At 69.3% G+C, this 14,527-nt stretch carries 12 protein-coding genes and 1 riboswitch; of the genes, 3 read left to right on the top strand and 9 right to left on the bottom strand.

All coding sequences use genetic code 11. From position 1 onward, the window contains the following. Positions 1 to 62: 62 nt before the first annotated feature. Complete coding sequence (locus tag ACFVWR_RS09300; protein ID WP_387210340.1) at positions 63 to 3,425, bottom strand: BTAD domain-containing putative transcriptional regulator; 3,363 nt, start codon at positions 3,423 to 3,425, stop codon at positions 63 to 65. Between the two features lie 76 nt (positions 3,426 to 3,501). Between ACFVWR_RS09300 and ACFVWR_RS09295 the strand changes: the two genes are divergently transcribed. Next, complete coding sequence (locus tag ACFVWR_RS09295) at positions 3,502 to 4,086, top strand: class I SAM-dependent methyltransferase (RefSeq protein WP_387210338.1); 585 nt, start codon at positions 3,502 to 3,504, stop codon at positions 4,084 to 4,086. 8 nt (positions 4,087 to 4,094) lie between these two features. Here the strand turns inward: ACFVWR_RS09295 and ACFVWR_RS09290 are convergent, their stop codons facing one another. The 3 genes from ACFVWR_RS09290 to ACFVWR_RS09280 form a co-directional block, all read right to left on the bottom strand. After that, positions 4,095 to 4,658 (bottom strand): CoA-binding protein, encoded by a 564-nt coding sequence (locus ACFVWR_RS09290; RefSeq protein WP_387210336.1) that lies wholly within the window; start codon positions 4,656 to 4,658, stop codon positions 4,095 to 4,097. Then, positions 4,655 to 5,953 (bottom strand): O-acetylhomoserine aminocarboxypropyltransferase/cysteine synthase family protein, encoded by a 1,299-nt coding sequence (locus ACFVWR_RS09285; protein WP_387210334.1) that lies wholly within the window; start codon positions 5,951 to 5,953, stop codon positions 4,655 to 4,657. Before ACFVWR_RS09285 ends, ACFVWR_RS09290 begins: the two co-directional genes overlap by 4 nt. A gap of 77 nt (positions 5,954 to 6,030) precedes the next feature. After that, the gene (locus ACFVWR_RS09280; RefSeq protein ID WP_387210332.1) at positions 6,031 to 6,594 is read right to left on the bottom strand and encodes a cysteine hydrolase family protein; all 564 of its coding nucleotides are present in this window, start codon (positions 6,592 to 6,594) and stop codon (positions 6,031 to 6,033) included. Positions 6,595 to 6,648: 54 nt separating this feature from the next. Continuing rightward, positions 6,649 to 6,711, top strand: a riboswitch (guanidine-III (ykkC-III) riboswitch). A gap of 10 nt (positions 6,712 to 6,721) precedes the next feature. On the opposite strand from ACFVWR_RS09280, the gene ACFVWR_RS09275 reads away from it, so the two are divergent. After that, positions 6,722 to 7,042 carry a DMT family transporter gene (locus ACFVWR_RS09275; RefSeq protein ID WP_387210331.1) on the top strand — a complete coding sequence of 107 codons (321 nt, stop codon included), beginning with the start codon at positions 6,722 to 6,724 and terminating at the stop codon, positions 7,040 to 7,042. An 18-nt stretch (positions 7,043 to 7,060) separates the two neighbouring features. On the opposite strand, the gene ACFVWR_RS09270 is transcribed toward ACFVWR_RS09275, so the two are convergent. The 4 genes from ACFVWR_RS09270 to ACFVWR_RS09255 form a co-directional block, all read right to left on the bottom strand. After that, positions 7,061 to 8,080, bottom strand: a complete 1,020-nt coding sequence (locus ACFVWR_RS09270) for a YeiH family protein (RefSeq protein ID WP_387210328.1) — start codon at positions 8,078 to 8,080, stop codon at positions 7,061 to 7,063. Between the two features lie 88 nt (positions 8,081 to 8,168). Next, the gene (locus ACFVWR_RS09265; RefSeq protein WP_387210326.1) at positions 8,169 to 9,974 is read right to left on the bottom strand and encodes a cell wall-binding repeat-containing protein; all 1,806 of its coding nucleotides are present in this window, start codon (positions 9,972 to 9,974) and stop codon (positions 8,169 to 8,171) included. A gap of 70 nt (positions 9,975 to 10,044) precedes the next feature. Continuing rightward, a complete protein-coding gene (locus ACFVWR_RS09260) occupies positions 10,045 to 11,637 on the bottom strand; it encodes a protease pro-enzyme activation domain-containing protein (protein ID WP_387210324.1) in 1,593 nt (530 codons plus the stop codon). 80 nt (positions 11,638 to 11,717) lie between these two features. Beyond that, positions 11,718 to 13,331 carry a dolichyl-phosphate-mannose--protein mannosyltransferase gene (locus tag ACFVWR_RS09255; RefSeq protein WP_387210322.1) on the bottom strand — a complete coding sequence of 538 codons (1,614 nt, stop codon included), beginning with the start codon at positions 13,329 to 13,331 and terminating at the stop codon, positions 11,718 to 11,720. A 53-nt stretch (positions 13,332 to 13,384) separates the two neighbouring features. On the opposite strand from ACFVWR_RS09255, the gene rsmI reads away from it, so the two are divergent. Next, the gene (gene rsmI, locus ACFVWR_RS09250) at positions 13,385 to 14,218 is read left to right on the top strand and encodes a 16S rRNA (cytidine(1402)-2'-O)-methyltransferase (RefSeq protein WP_387210320.1); all 834 of its coding nucleotides are present in this window, start codon (positions 13,385 to 13,387) and stop codon (positions 14,216 to 14,218) included. Between the two features lie 55 nt (positions 14,219 to 14,273). On the opposite strand, the gene ACFVWR_RS09245 is transcribed toward rsmI, so the two are convergent. Beyond that, a partial coding sequence (locus tag ACFVWR_RS09245; RefSeq protein ID WP_387210318.1) for an HNH endonuclease occupies positions 14,274 to 14,527 on the bottom strand: 254 nt, incomplete at its 5' end.

The following is a 14,527-nucleotide window of genomic DNA, read 5'->3' as shown; positions in this document are numbered from 1 at the left end:
ATCACACCCGGAAACGGCCACCGCCTCGACACAGGCGGTGGCCGTTTTCGTGCTTCCGGGTGTCAGCCGCGAGCGCCGCGAAGCACCTCGATGCCGCGCAGCACGGCGTCGTTGCGATCCAGACCACGCGACGCCGCGAGCGCCGCGTCGAGGTCAGCGTCGCCCCAGGTCTCGCGCACGGCCGCTTCCAGGGGCGCGCGGTGCAGGGTGACCATGTCTTGACGCGAGTTGGTGCGGTCCGCCATCGCGAACAGTTCCAGACCCGCGGCGACCCACTCGGGGCCGCGACCTGCGGCCGTGTGCGGGTCGAGCATCCACACCGCGTAGCCCAGCAGACCCGCGCCGACGACCGGCTTGTCGATGTAGGTCGGGCGCAGCCGGTAGGTGACGAGCACGCGGATGCGTTGCTTGCGCGCCACCGCATCCGTCTCCTCCCACACGAGGTCGGGGTCGACGGTGTGCGCGCGCAGGCGGGCGACCAGGCTGGCCGACGCGAGGATGGTCATCCACGGGTTCACGATCACCGCCTGCTTGCCGTAGACGCTGATCGACTGCTCGTAGAGCCGGAGCCCTTCCGCCTGATCGCCTTCCGCCAGGGCGATCTCGGCCAACCCGGCGTAACCGATGCCGTAGTAGTCCTCGTAGTCGAACCCCGACGGATCCTCCTCCTGCTGCAGGTAGGTCTCGAGCAGGCGCCGGCCGCGCTCGAGGTCGCCCGCCGAGATCGCGTTGATGGCGATGATCCACTCCAGCTGGCGCAGGTCGCCCGCCGCTTGAAGCTTGGTCAGGCCCTCGCGCGACCGCTCGGCCCAGTGCAGCGCCTCCTCGGGATGCGCGAGCTGACTGTGCAACTGCGCCAGCGCCTGCGCGGCCGAGGCCGTCGCCCAGGTGTCGTCGGCGAGCTTCGCCTTCTCGCTGGCGATCGTGGCCGTCACGAGCGCTTGGTCGATCTCGCCGGAGTTCTCGGCGAACTGCGCGAGCATGAGGTTGCCCATCGCGGCGAGCGCCGGATCGGACGAGCGAGCGAACTCGGCGAGCTTCGCCATGCCCTCCTCGGGCCGCCCCGCCAGCTGCATGAGCTCGGCGAGTGCGTTCAGGCGCGCGTCGGTGAGCGGCGCCTGACGCTTGATGCGACGGAGGCGGGAGATCGCGCGCGCCGACGTGCGCAGATCGAGGTAGAGCAACGTGCCGCCGAGCACCGCATACGCGCCCGCGGCATCGTCACGCTCCGCGCCTTCCGGCTCCCAGCCGGTGAGGGCGGCGACGACCACCGGGCCGAACGACACCACCTCGCTGTGCGCGCTCCGCAACGACCAGTAGTAAGCGAGGGCGGCGAAGACCGCCGCCACCACGGCCTGTCGTCTCACTTCGATGGCCAGGCGAAGGATGGAGACCAGATTGTCCTGCTCGGCCGTGATCAGGTTGAAGACCCTCACCTGTTGGGCGCCATGCATGGAGGAGAGCGTCGACCGGGAGAAGCGCCGGGCCCAGGCGAACATGCCCTCCTGCACGAGCTGCTCCTCGCCGGCCCTGACGAGTTCGATGTCGCCGAACTCGCGCACCGTCTCCAGCATCCGGTACCGCAGGATGCCCGTGGCCGGGTCTTCCGCGACCGAAACCAGGGACTGGTTCACGAGCGCTTCGAGGTCGTCGAGCACCGTGTCGGCGGCCTCGCCGGCCACGAACTCGGCGGCCTCCGCGCTGAAGCCGTCGGGAAAGCGAGCGAGACGGCGCAGGAGCACGCGTTCCGTGGTCGAGAGGAGGTTCCAGCTCCAGTCGATCACCGCGAGCAGTGTGCGATGGCGCTCCGGGGCGGTGCGCTCGCCCCCGGTGAGCAGCACGAACCGATTGCCCAGCCTGCGCTCGATCTCCTCCACCGACATCGACCGCACGCGCGCGGCCGCGAGTTCGATCGCCAGCGGCAGTCCGTCGAGGCGCTCGCACAGCCGGGCGACCACATCGGGTTGCAGCACGACGCCCGGGCGGGCGGCCCGCGCGCGCTCCATGAACAGCGCGACGGCCGGCGCCGCCTCGTGCTGTCCGTCGACACTGGCCAGCGAGTCGAGCGGATAGACGCGCTCGGCGCCGATGGCGAGCGGCGACCGGCTCGTCGCCAGAACGCGCACCGTCGTGGTGGTCTCCAGGATGTCGGCTATCCAGGCCGCTGCCGCATCCACGATGTGCTCGCAGTTGTCGACGATGAGCAGGGTCTCACGCTCGGCCAGCACGCCCAGGATGCGGGACCGCAGGTCGACACCCGCGCCGGGATCGCCGATGCGGGCACGGGCCTCGCGGATGCCGAGCGTCGACGCGAGGGCGAGCGTGATGTCGTCGGCCGAGCGCACGCTCGCGAGCTCGACGAACGCGACCGCCGGGGTGCGCACCGCGCGATGACCGATCTCCTGAGCGAGACGGGTCTTGCCCAGCCCTCCCGCGCCGAGGATGGTCGTGAGACGGGAGGTCGCGATGAGGTCTTCGAGTGCGTCCAGGTCGTATTCCCGCCCGATGAGCGCGTTCGGGGCGGACCTCAGACCGAACCGCACCGTCGCAGGCCCGGCGGGCTCCGCGCTGTTCGGCACAGACTCTGGCGCCACAGAGCCTGCGGATTCAGACCCTGCCGACGCGGACGGACCGGAGTCCACGGTGATGTCGTCCCCGATCAGCGGGTCGTCATCCTGGAGCAGCTCCGCGTTGAGCGCCACCAACTCCTGTCCCGGGCGGGATCCCAGATTGTCGAGCAGAGCCGTCTTCAGCTCGGCGAAGGCGCGGAGCGCGTCGTTGCGGCGGCCGGCGGCGGCGAAGGAGCGCATCCGCTCGGCATGGACGGCCTCGTCGAACGGCTCGGCCTGGGCCAGCGCATCGAGGGCGGCGACGGCGCTCGCCGGGTCTCCGGAGAGCCGGCTCGCTCGCGCGCCCAGCAGCAGGAGTTCCTTGCGCAGGGCGGCGGTGGTGCGGCCGAGTTCCTCCGCTAGCGGACCCGACGCGAGCTCCGTCCCCGGCTCTCCGCGCCAGAGCGCCAGGGCCTCGTCGACCTCGTGACAGGTGGTTCGGAGGTCGCCCGCGGCTTCGGCCTCGCGGGCTCGCTCCAGGTGCGCGCGAGCCAGCCCCAGATCCGTGTGCTGCGGCTCTATGGCCAGCGCGTATCCGCTCGCGGTCGATTCCAACAGCCCGTCCGCGCTGGCCGTGCGCACGCGGGACACGAGCGTCTGCAGGGCTGCACGCTCCTGGCGTGGCGGCGCGTCGTCCCACAGGTCGGCCACGAGTGAACGCACCGACAGGGATCCCCGGGCGAGCACCAACGCCACGATGAGGCTCTTGCCCAGCACGCCCGCGGGCTCCGAGAGCGCACCGGAGCGGTCTTCGACCAGAATCGGGCCGAGGACGGCGATCCTGGGTGCGCGGGGCGGGGAGTCCACTCGTCGCATTTTAGCGATGCGCGGCGACAGTGCGGGGCACCCGCGCGTAGGCTCAGGGCGAACAGGCACGCGACGGGGAGGTTCGATGGCATTCGACTGGTCCGAGTTCTACACGGCGCAGGGCGGGCGCGGCGTGCGGCCCACCTTCACCGCCGGCCTGAACGCGTGGCGAGGGGATGCCCCCGGCGACGCGATCGACCTCGGCTGTGGCGACGGAGTGGAGACGCGGCACCTCGCCGAGCGGGGCTGGTCGGTGCTGGCCATCGACTCGGATGGCGACGTCGAGTCCCGAGTGCTGGCCGAGGTGGGTGAGGAGGGCGCGGAGCGGGCCACCGTTCGGCGCGCGACGTTCGAGACCGTCGGTGCTCTTCCGGCCAGCGATTTCATCTACGCCGGTTTCGCGCTTCCCTTCTGCGACCCCGGGCACTTCCCCTATCTCTGGGCGGACATCCGGGATGCGTTGCGCCCGGGAGCCGTGTTCGCCGGCGAGCTCTTCGGCCCGAACGACGAATGGTTCGGCCGGGCCGGGATGAACTTCCACGACCGTGCCGGGGTCGAGTCGATGCTCACCGGGCTGGAGGTGCTGCAACTCGTCGAAGACGACCACCGCGGCATGTCGTTCGAAGGGCCGAGGCACTGGCACGTCTTCCACATCGTCGCGCGCGCCTGACCCGGCCGTCAGCGCAGCGTCTTGCGCGACGTGATCTGGCCGGTGTCGAAGCCGAGCAGGTGCAGCCCACCGTGGAACCGGGCGTGCTCGACCTTGATGCAGCGGTCCATGACCACCGTGAGGCCTTTCGACTCGCCGTACTCGGCGGCTTCCTGGTTCCAGATCCCGAGCTGAACCCAGATCGTGGGAGCGCCGACGGCGACGACGTCGTCGATCACCGCGGGGATGTCGCTCGCCCGCCGGAAGACGTCGACGATATCCGGAACCTCGGGCAGCGACGCCAGGTCGGGGTAGGCCTTCTCGCCCAGGATCGTGTCCGCGTTCGGGTTGACGAAATACAGCCGGTAGTCGCTCGACTGCTGGAGGTAGGTTCCCACGAAGTAGCTCGACCTGGTCGGGTTGGGGGAGGCGCCGACGATGGCGACCGACTTCGCGGCTCGCAGGATGCGCAGGCGCTCCTTGGCATCCGGGCCTACCCAGGTGCGCTGCGACCTGAGCAGCTTCGCGAGGGGTGAACCGGCCGGCACCGAGCAGCTCAGACCGTTGGCGAACTGCACCTCTGTGGTCGTCATGCGCTTGTCTCCTTCACGGCGTTGCTGAGGGCCTGGTCGAGATCGTAGATGATGTCGTCCACGTCTTCGATGCCGACGCTGATCCTGACGACGCCGGGGAGCACGCCGGCGTCGAGCAGCTGCTGCTCGGTGAGCTGGGCGTGGGTCGTGGAGGCCGGATGGATGACCAGCGTCTTCGCGTCGCCGATGTTGGCGAGGTGGCTGGCCAGATCCACCGATTCGATGAACGACTGACCGACCTCGCGGCCGCCCTTCACGACGAAGCTGAAGACGCTTCCGGCGCCCTTCGGCAGATACTTCTGTGCGCGATCGTAGTGCGGATGCGCGGGCAGTCCCGCCCAGAACACCGACTCGATGCGCGGGTCGGCGTCGAGCCACTCGGCGACCTTGCGCGCGTTGTCCACGTGAGCCTGGATGCGGTACGGCAGCGTCTCGACGCCTTGTGCCAGCAGGAAGGCGGAGTGCGGCGCGAGCGACGGTCCGATGTCGCGCAGCTGCTCCGCGCGCAACCGGGTCAGGAAGGCGTACTCCCCGAAGTTGCCCGACCATTCCAGGCCGCCGTACGACGGCACCGGCTGGCCGAACAGCGGGAACTTGTCGCTGTGCCAGTCGAAGCGACCGCTTTCGACGACGACGCCGCCGAGCGTGGTGCCGTGGCCGCCGAGAAACTTGGTCGCCGAGTGGATCACGATGTCGGCGCCCCACTCGATCGGACGGTTGAGGTACGGCGTCGCGATCGTCGAATCGATGATCAACGGGATGCCCGCGGCGTGCGCCACCTCGGCCAGACCTTCGATGTCGGCGATCTCGCCGGACGGGTTGGCGATGGTCTCCGCGAAGATGAGCTTCGTCTTGTCCGTGATCGCGGCGGCGTAGTCCGCCGGGTCGGCGCTCTGGATGAACGTGGTCTCCACTCCGAAGCGCCGGAGGGTCACGTCGAGCTGCGTGATCGAGCCGCCGTAGAGGTTGGCGGACGCCACGATGTGGTCGCCCGCGCCGGCCAGCGACGCGAACGTGATGTACTGCGCGCTCAGGCCGCTCGCCGTGGCGACCGCGCCGAGGCCGCCTTCCAGGCTCGCAACGCGCTCTTCGAAGGAGGCGACCGTCGGGTTCGCGAGCCGGGAGTAGATGTTGCCGTACTTCTGCAGGGCGAAGCGGGCCGCCGCATCCGCCGTGTCATCGAAGACGAACGCACTCGTCTGGTAGATCGGAAGGGCGCGCGCGCCGGTCACCGGATCGGGGATGTTGCCCGCGTGAATCGCACGCGTGCGGAAGCCATATTCGCGATCAGCCATGCGCTCACGCTACCGGAGGGGCGGTGACCCGATGCCGCGCGTGTGTAACATGCCGAAACCGGCCTTGCGGTCGCGGCTCAGACGAGTTCGCGGGTCGGCGCGACCCGCGCGAACCCGCCGCCCGTGAGGTTCACGACGGTCGCCGTGGTGAGCTGTTCCGCCGTGAGCGACAGGCCGCCGGCTCCGCTGAGGTCGAACGTGTGGCAGGCGTCGATCGCGACGATCACGTCGTAGCCGAGGTTGCCGCCCATCCGGGCCGTCGTCTCGACACACATGTTGGTCTGGATGCCGCAGAGCACGAGCTGCGCGATGCCTCGTTCGCGCAGCCAGCCGTCCAGGTCCGGCTCGCCGAGAAACGCGGAGTTCACGTGCTTCGTCACCAGGAGGTCGTGCGGTGCCCCGGCGACGACGTCTTTCAGCGTGTTGCCGACGGCGCCGACGCCGAGGGGTGAACCGGGCGTCACGGAGTCGTGCCGAACCAGCACGATCGGACGTCCCGACGCGCTCCACGCCGTGACGAGCAGCCCGATGTTCGTCTCGGCGTCGGGGTTGTCGCGGCGGCCCCAGAACTGCGAGTCGTCGAAGCCGCGCTGCACGTCGATGACGACGAGCGCCGCATCGGGGGAGAGGTCGGTGGTCATACCGTCAGTATGCCGGACCGGCCGACGTCGATCCTCCGTTGTGGTACACTCGTACTAGATCGTTACAGCGATCCCGGACGACGGTTCAGTACCCGGTGCGCGACAAGACTGGCCAAGGGAGTGAACCATGTCTTGGATCGTGCTCATCGCATCCGGGGTGCTCGAAGCCGTCTGGGCCACCGCGCTCGGCAAGTCGGAGGGCTTCACCAAACTCTGGCCAACGGTCACGTTCGGTGTCGCGCTGCTCGCCTCCATGGCCGGCCTCGCCTTCGCCATGCGCGACATCTCCACCGGCACCGCCTACGCCGTGTGGGTCGGGATCGGTGCGTCGCTCACCGTCGCCTACGCCATGATCTTCGGCGGCGAATCGTTCTCGCTCGTCAAGGTGCTGCTGATCGTCGGGCTCGTGGGCTGCGTCGTCGGCCTCAAGCTCGTCGACTCGCACTGACGTTCCCGCTGCGCTCCGTCAGCTCGAGATCCACACCGCCCCGAGCGCCAGCGCGGCGATCAGCACCCACGACAGCAGCCCCACCGCGAGCGCCCGCCAGCCCGTGCCCAGCAGTGTGCGCAACCGCACCGCGGTTCCCAGGCCGAACAACGCCATCGCGAGCAGGGCTGTCTGGGCCGCGTCCGCGCCGTCGAGCACCGCCGGCGGCAGCGGAACGAACGAGCGCAGCAGCATCGCCACGATGAATCCGGCCACGAACAGCGGAACGATCGGCGGGCGCTTCGCCGACGGGTCCCGGTCGACGTTGCGACGGCGTTCGACCACCGAGGCGATCGCGACCATCGGCGCCAGCATCAGCACGCGGGTGAGCTTGACGACGATGGCGACCGCCAGTGCGGCCGACCCGGCGATCTGGGCCGTCGCGACCACCTGCCCGACGTCGTGCACGCCCGCCCCGACCCAGTGCCCGAACTGCAGCGACGTCAGACCCAGCGGATGCCAGAGCACGGGCAGCACGAAGATGGCGAGGGTTCCGCACAGGGTCACCAGGGCGACCGGCGTCGCGGTCTCCTCGTCTTTCGACTTGACGACGCCGCTCATCGCGCCGATCGCCGAAGCTCCGCAGATCGAGAAACCCGTTGCCACCAGCAGCGGCTGATGCCCCGGCAGCCGGAACAGCCGGCCGAGGCCCAGGGTGCCGACGAACGTGACGATGACGATCAGCACGGTGGTCAGGATGCTCACCCAGCCGAGACCCGCGATGTCGCCGAGGCTGAGCTTCAGGCCGAGCAGCACCACGCCGATCCGCATCAGGCGTTTGGATGCGGTCGACAGCCCTGGTTTCAGGCTGCCGGTGACCGCCGCACGCGCGAACGGGAGTTGCCCGACGACGATCCCGAGCACCACCGCCGCGGTCAGGAGCGGCACCGCCGGCACCAGCCAGTGGATCGCCCACGCGACGAGCGCCGCCACCCCTCCGGCGGCGATTCCGGGAAGCCAGGGAAGGGTCGTTCGCGTCGTGCCGGGCGTCGTGTTCATCACGTCCATTCTTGCGAACGCGAAACGTCCCTGCTGTCCGATGCGGACAACAGGGACGATCGTGATGCCGTGGTTCGAGCGGCCGTGCCTACTTGCGCGTCGCGTGTACCGCCCCCAGGTCGCTCCCGGAGTGCGTGTCGCCGATGATGGCTTCGCCAACGGACTCGCGGGAAGGAAGGCTGCGGTCGGTGAGCGGCGCCGACGAGGCCGAGAGCGGCGGGTTGCAGTAGGTGAGGTTCTCCACATCCGTGCTCAGGGCGGCGGTACCACCGACCGTCCAGTAGGTCGACACGCCCATGTCGGCCGATTGGACCTCCTCGTCGTAAGGCATGCACGCGTAAGTGGAGAGCAAAAGCGGAGCGCCGTTCACACCGGCGACAGCCGAGACCGCGAGAGCATCCGCGAACCCCAACCCATTCGCCATGTACGCCGTGTCGGCGAACGGGAACACTTCGCCGTTGACGGCCTGAGCCGTGTGGTAGCGGTCGATCCCGCCAAGACGGAGAACCGTCGTCGCGCCGGGAAGCTGCTCGACGGAGTTTTGGACGCCCGCCGACACCGAGCCCGTGCCGCCCACGATGTAGTTGCGAAGCGGCGTCAGCCGCTCGATCTCGGTCTTCGTGGCGTCATCGAGCGTGGCGGCCGTGCCCTTGACGAGGATGAGCGGCGAGCCCTGGTATCCCGCGGCCGAACCGGCCACGAGCGCGTCGGGGTAGTTGGCGCCCGTGGCCAGGAACACCGAGTTCCGCGACGGCGGGAACGCGTACTTCGAGATCGCGAGCGACGTCGCGTAGCGGTCGATGCCGCTGACCCTGTCCACCTCGCCGGCGAACTGCTTGAGGCTGTTCAACACGGTGTCGCTCACCGCGCCGGTGCCGCCGACGACCACGATTCGGGAGGGCTGCATCCGCTGGAGCTCGGAAACGACAGAGGTCGGCACGCTTGTCGGGGTCACGAGAAGGAGTGGTCCCCCCTCCCACGCGGCTGCCGCGCTCGCGCTCAAGGCGTCGGGGTAGGAGAGGCCGTTCGCGATGTAGACGACGTCGGGATGCGTCTGACCGAAGAACGCCTGCGAGATCGCCGCTGCGGTGCCGAATCGGTCGACGCCGGACAGGCGCCCCGAATACCAGGACCATTCGCCGAGCGAGCCGTTGATCCCGGTGGTGTTCTGGGCCGCCGTCACGGTGACGAGGGTCGAGTTCCACAGCTCGGGCTTTCCATCGAAGTACTGCGTGGCGACACTCGGCGACCAGGAGTCGCTGTCGGCGAAGCGCACGACGTAGCGCCCCGGGGTCAGTCCCGAGATCGTGTAGTTGCCGGTTGACGTCACATTGGCGCCCGAAACGCCCTTGGCCGACTCGAACAGTCCCGTGGTGGGGTTGTACAGGTAGGCCTGGAAAGCGCTCGGATCGAAGGCCGCCCCCGATGGCACGTTCACGGTGCCGCTGATCGAGCCGGCGATCGTCTGATCGATATCCAGTCCGCTCACGTCAGCCGTGACGGGAACGACGGTCGCCTCGTCTTCGTACGGGGTGTCCCCGTACCAGGTGGCGCCATTGGCAGCGTGGTCGTAGTCAGACGGATCGACTTGCACTCGGTAGCGGCCCGACGGAACACCGGCGATGGACCAGGCGCCGCTCACGCCGTCCGAGATCGTTCTCGAGACCTGGCGGCCTTCGCCGCCGTTGCCGGTCAGCGAGTACACGCTCACCGTTGCGGCGTGGCTCGCGCTGCTGTCCGACACTCCGTAGTGCACGGTGCCGCTGAGCGTGTGGAGGGGAGCGGCGGTCGCCGCTTGCGGGATGAGTGCGCCTCCGAGCACGATCACCGCAGAAGCGGCCAGGCCGGAGAGCGCTTTCTTCGTAGCCGACCGAGGTCGCTGAGGTTTATTCACGGCGTGAGCTTACAAGCCGGTCGGATTGTTTGGTGGACTCCAGTTCGGGGGTGATTTTGCGTGCCGCGAGTCAGAGGGCGGCGAGCAGGGCCGTGCCATCCGGCACGCCGAGACCCGTGCACGGATCCCATCCCGGCCCAGCCTGGAAAGCGCCGTTGTCGCCCGTCGTGATATCGCGAAAACCTGTCGCGACCTGACCCGCCGAGATGGAGTCGTACAGCGCCGGTTGCAGAAGACCCAGCGGCTTACCCGTGGACTGCACGATGCGGGCCACGAGGGCCGCCCACAACGGCGAGACCGCGCTCGTTCCGCCGATGACGACGTCTTTGCCGTCGACCCGCACGCGGTAGCCGGTCTGCGGGTCGGCGACGCCCGCAACGTCGGGCACGCCACGGCCGCTCGGGCCGTTGGCGCTTCCGCCCGCATCCGTGCCGTCGGCACCGGCCGGAACGCCGACCCGGGATTGCCACGACGGCTGCGGGAAGGTCGCGCTCACCCCGCCTCCCGTCGCTCCGCCGCCGCTGCCGTTGTTCCAGACCGTCTCCGACTGCACGGTGCCCGTCGACGCATCGGCGGCCAGGCGGGTTCCGCCGCAGGCCAGGGCGTGGGGCGAGGATGCGGGAAAGTCGACGTGCGGCTTGCCGTCGGCCGCGCGATCGGTGCTGCCGTCGTCGCCGGCCGCCACCGTTGTGGTGGCCCCGAGCGCCGCCGCGTCGGCGAGCGCCTCGTCGAACGCGGTGCGCGCTTGCGCCGTCCAGGCGTCTTCGCTCTGGCCCCAGCTGATGCTGATCGCGGCCGGCGTCGGTGTCGCGTGGGCGGCCGCGGACACCGCATCCACGAAGCCCGCGTCGGTGTTGGGGGCGAAATAGACGACGATCTCGGCGCCCGGCGCCAGCGCCCCCGCCACCTCGATGTCGAGCATCACCTCGCCGTCTGCTCCGTTCGGATCGGAGCCCGGAGCGTTGGCGCCGCCGTCGACGCCCACCGCCGTGACCTTCGGGCCCGTGATGCCCAGCCCCGAGAAGTAGGTGTCGAGGTCTTGCTGCACGAACCCGCCGCCGAGTTCGATGATGGCGATGGTCTGACCGGACCCGTCTGTCTCCGGCGGAAAACGGTAGATCGCGCCCAGCTCGAGCGGTGTGTAGCTCGTGGTGACGGCCCGCGGCAGCGCGACCCGGAACAGTGCGCGTGCCTGAGGACGGTCGTCGAGGCCGAGCACCGCCGTGACCACGCCGTCGAGCGCCGCCGGAATGCTCAGGCCGCCCGTGCGATGACGGTGCTCGTACGTGCCGCGGGTGCGGCTTTCCGCCGTCGCCTGGTCGAGGTCGGTGCCGAAGATGCGGCTCATTGCGCTCGCCGCGCCCCGGACACGCACGCGCCGTTCGGCCGCATCCGCCGCGAGAACGGTGAGCCCCAGCGACTCCATCGTCGTCGTCACGAGGTTCAGATCGTCGTCGGAGGCGCCGTACGTTTTGGCGAACTGCGCGCGATTCATCGGCGAGGAGAGCGCTTCGTCGGGCAGCGGCTCTCGTCGTCGCAGCACCAGCGTCGCCTCGACCGGGGTCGCCGGGTCGATGGCCGCACGCGCCTTGAGCCCTGGTGATTCCGGGCGCTCACTGCCGGCCAGGGGGACGAGGTCGATGGGCTTCTCTGCATCCGTCATACCCTCGGTCTACCACCGGCCGCCGACGTCGGCGAGCGGCTCGTTCTCGAACTCGGCCGCGTCTCGGCTTAGTCCCGGCGCTAGACCCAGCTCGGGAGCCACATGTGGATCTGCCAGAACCAGAACGGCACCTGCACGCCTGTCCAGATCGGGTAGAAGAAGGCGCTCACCAGCAGCACGAAGGCGAGGTATATGGCCACTGTCCACAGCCCGCGCGCTCGGCGCCAGTGGGGGTCGGTGCGTTTGCCGAGGATGATGCCGATCACGCCAGCCAGGCCCAGGATCAGGTACGGCTCGAACGCGATCGAATAGAACTGGAAGATCGTGCGGTTGATGTAGAGGAGCCAGGGCAGGTAGCCCGCCGCCAGGCCCATCAGGATGAGCCCCACCTGCCATTCGCGGTAGCGCGCCAACCGGTACACCAGGTAGAAGATCGCCGCCGCGCCCGCCCACCAGATGAGCGGGTTGCCGAGCGAGGTGATCGCCGCCGAGCACGCGTTCGCCGTGCACCCGTTCTGACCCTGGCCGGCGCCCTCGTAGTACATGCTCGTCGGCCGGATCATGAACAGCCAGGTCAACGGATTCGACTGGTACGGATGCGAGACGTGCAGGTTGATGCTGTAGCTGTACATCTCGGTTTGGTAGTGCCACAGGTTCTGCGCCCAGAGCGGCACCCAGCTGAGCGCGCCCTTCCATTGCAGGTGGGTGGCTTCGGCCCAGTGCCGGTAGTAGCCGCCGCTCGTGACGATCCAGCCCGTCCAGGTCGCCACGTAGCTGACCACCGCGAGCGGCACGGTGAGGAGAAAAGTGGCCGGCGCCTGCTTGAGCAGTGCTCCGCTGAGATAGAACGGCAGGCCGGCACGACGGCGTGCCACCGCGTCGACGACGACCGTGTAGACGGCGAAGAAGGCCAGGAAGTAGAAGCCGCTCCACTTCACGCCGGCGCAGAGCCCCGTCAGGATGCCCGCCGCGATCAGCCACGGCCGCCACCACAGCACCGGGCCCCACGCCGGGTCTGAGCCCCGATCCCGCAGTTCTGCGACTTTCGTGGCGAGCCGGGTCGCGTGCCAGTCGCGGTCGAGGAGCACGCAGCCGAACGCCAGGAGCGCCAGGAACATCACCGAGTTGTCGAGCAGCGCCACCCGGCTCATCACGATCGCGTGTCCGTCGACCGCCATCAGCAGTCCCGCGATCGAGGCGATGAGTGTCGACCGGAACAGCTTGCGGGCGATCAGGAAGACGATCAACACCGCCAGGATGCCGACGATCGCCGTCGAAATGCGCCAGCCGAACGAATCGCCCGCGCCGAAGGCCGCAAGGCCCAGCGAGATCAGCCATTTTCCGAGTGGCGGATGGGCCACGAACGACGGATCGGTCGTGAAGATGTCGGTGGTGCCCGCGTTGAACGGCTGGTCGGCTTTGTCGGGCCAGCTGCCCTCGTAGCCCAGGTGCATGAGCGTGTACGCGTCTTTGACGTAGAAGGTCTCGTCGAAGACGAGCGCGTGCGGGTTCCCCAGGTTCCACAGTCGCAGCACGGCCGCGAGCAGGGTGACGCCGATGGGCGCACCCCAGTACCAGAGCTTCATCCGCGTCGGCGTGCGCAGCCGTCGCATCCACCAGTCGTCCAAGCGGCTGCCGGTCGGCTCGTCGGCGGGCGGCGCGATCGGGTTGCCGAGCGCGGGAGTCGTGGTCACCTGAACATGCTAGGGGGCGAAACCTTTGCGGCGCCTCCTGAGAGACTTGACTCATGATCATCCTGGCGGCCACCCCGATCGGCAACCTCAAAGACGCCTCCCTTCGGCTCATCGAGGTGCTCGGGTCTGCCGCCGTGGTCGCGGCCGAGGACACCAGAGTCACGCAGCGCCTCCTCGCCGGTCTCGGAATCGAGAACCGGCCGCGGTTGATCGCCCTGCACGACCACAACGAGCGCGATCGGGCCGCCGACCTCGTCGACCTCGCGCGCGACCAGGATGTGGTTCTTCTCAGCGACGCCGGCATGCCCACGGTCTCCGACCCTGGTTTCCACCTCGTCGAGGCCGCCGCAGCCGCCGGTGTGACGGTCACCGCGCTGCCCGGCCCTTCCGCCGTGATCACCGCGCTCGCCGTGTCGGGTCTCCCGACCGACAGGTTCACGTTCGAAGGCTTCCTCCCGCGCAAGCCGGGTGAGCGGATGAGTGCCCTCCGTGCGCTGGCCGCCGAACGCCGCACCATGGTGTTCTTCGAGTCGCCGAACCGGCTCGCCGTCTCCCTGGGCGACATGGCCGTGGCCTGGGGCGCCGAACGCCGGGTCGTCGTCTGCCGGGAACTGACGAAGATGTTCGAAGAGGTCAAGCGCGGCACCGCGGCCGAACTGGCCGCTTGGGCATCGGAGGGCGTGCGCGGCGAGATCGCTGTCGTCGTGGAGGGGGCCGCTGAACGTGTCGTCGACATCGACGCCGGTGTCGCGCAGGTGCTAGCACTCGTCGCCGACGGCACGCGGCTCAAGGACGCCGCCGGCGAGGTCGCCGAGGCGACCGGGCTCGGCAAGCGAGACCTGTACCAGGCCGCGCTCGACGCGCGGCCGGCCAAGCGCGCCCAATAGCGCTCGCCGCTGCTGTCGCGGGCGTCGGTGACGCGTCGGCGCGCGCGGTCGGCCGTCATGCTGCGTCCTGTGTGTCGGACAGCCGGATGCGTCCGCCGCGTCGGGGTCGTCGGTGGTGGTCGATGTGGCTGGGTGGGATGAACCACGGCACGTGATCACGCACCTGGATGTCCCATCCGTCGTCGTGGACCCGGTGGTGATGATTCGAGCAGAGCAGGATCCCGTTGTTGAGGTCGGTGGTTCCGTGGTGTTTGTCCCACCATCTGATGTGGTGCGCTTCCGTGTAGGAGGGTGGGTGGGGGCACCCGG

Origin of the sequence: Leifsonia sp. NPDC058292 (genome assembly GCF_042880955.1) — a bacterium.
Lineage (GTDB): Bacteria > Actinomycetota > Actinomycetes > Actinomycetales > Microbacteriaceae > Leifsonia.
Note: the sequence above shows the minus strand (reverse complement) of the source record. Positions and strands in the feature narration are given on the sequence as shown.

Excerpts from the sequence above, each read along its gene's own strand:
- ACFVWR_RS09285 (WP_387210334.1), bottom strand. The coding sequence starts at position 5,953 with ATGGCTGATCGCGAATATGGCTTCCGCACGCGTGCGATTCACGCGGGC.
- ACFVWR_RS09300 (WP_387210340.1), bottom strand. The coding sequence starts at position 3,425 with ATGCGACGAGTGGACTCCCCGCCCCGCGCACCCAGGATCGCCGTCCTC.
- ACFVWR_RS09275 (WP_387210331.1), top strand. The coding sequence starts at position 6,722 with ATGTCTTGGATCGTGCTCATCGCATCCGGGGTGCTCGAAGCCGTCTGG.
- ACFVWR_RS09260 (WP_387210324.1), bottom strand. The coding sequence starts at position 11,637 with ATGACGGATGCAGAGAAGCCCATCGACCTCGTCCCCCTGGCCGGCAGT.
- ACFVWR_RS09290 (WP_387210336.1), bottom strand. The coding sequence starts at position 4,658 with ATGACGACCACAGAGGTGCAGTTCGCCAACGGTCTGAGCTGCTCGGTG.
- ACFVWR_RS09295 (WP_387210338.1), top strand. The coding sequence starts at position 3,502 with ATGGCATTCGACTGGTCCGAGTTCTACACGGCGCAGGGCGGGCGCGGC.
- rsmI (WP_387210320.1), top strand. The coding sequence starts at position 13,385 with ATGATCATCCTGGCGGCCACCCCGATCGGCAACCTCAAAGACGCCTCC.
- ACFVWR_RS09270 (WP_387210328.1), bottom strand. The coding sequence starts at position 8,080 with ATGAACACGACGCCCGGCACGACGCGAACGACCCTTCCCTGGCTTCCC.
- ACFVWR_RS09280 (WP_387210332.1), bottom strand. The coding sequence starts at position 6,594 with ATGACCACCGACCTCTCCCCCGATGCGGCGCTCGTCGTCATCGACGTG.